Annotated in this window: 1 protein-coding gene; it reads left to right on the top strand. The window is 66.7% G+C overall.

Annotated elements, in window-relative coordinates; all coding sequences use genetic code 11:
* Positions 1-7: 7 nt before the first annotated feature.
* A partial coding sequence (locus tag STSP_RS33785; protein WP_232789902.1) for an FAD-dependent oxidoreductase occupies positions 8-720 on the top strand: 713 nt, incomplete at its 3' end.

The raw sequence follows: 720 nt of genomic DNA, 5'->3' as shown, positions 1-720 counted from the left end.
CGGCGTTCTGCGCACCGACCGCGCCGTCAGCGCCGCGGTCGCGGCGGCCCAGGCCAACGGTGCCACTGTCCTGCAGAACACACCCGTGGACAGCATTACCGAAACCGACCACGGCGTGGTCGTCGCCTCGGGCGACAGAACCTGGACCTTCGAGAAGGTCATCGTCGCCTCGGGCGGCTGGTCCCGAAGGCTCATGCCCGACCACCTCAAGGCCGTCACGGAGACCCATCGGATCGTCCTGACCTGGTTCATCGCCCAGGACGGCACGCAGTTCTCGCCGGAGAACTTCCCCGTCTTCAGCCGGTGGTACGAGGATCGCTCCCTGTACGGCGCACCCGCCGTCGACGGCGTGACGGTCAAGGCATCGATAGACGGACCGCTGGCCGGGCGCGCAAGGACAACCCCCGACCCCGGCGCCGTGCCCAGGGAACTCACCCGGGAAGAAATCGAAAAGGTCACCGAGATCGTCACCGAGTTCTTCCCCGGCCTGATCCCCACCATCGCGCGCTCCGACGCCTTCCCCGACCTCTTCACCGAGGACAGGCATCCCCTCCTCGGCTGGCTGGATGAGAACAGCAGGGTCTACTGCGCCACCGGATTCTCCGGCAAGGGCTTCAAGATGGCCACCGGCTATGGCCACATCGCCGCACACGAGGCGCTCGGCAAACAGACCATCGAAGGCCTGGACTTCGTGCGTCCGGACCGGTTCAAGACCAGGTA

Origin of the sequence: Streptomyces jeddahensis, from assembly GCF_001642995.1 — a bacterium.
GTDB classification, from domain to species: domain Bacteria; phylum Actinomycetota; class Actinomycetes; order Streptomycetales; family Streptomycetaceae; genus Streptomyces; species Streptomyces jeddahensis.
This window is presented reverse-complemented; position numbering and strand designations above follow the sequence as displayed.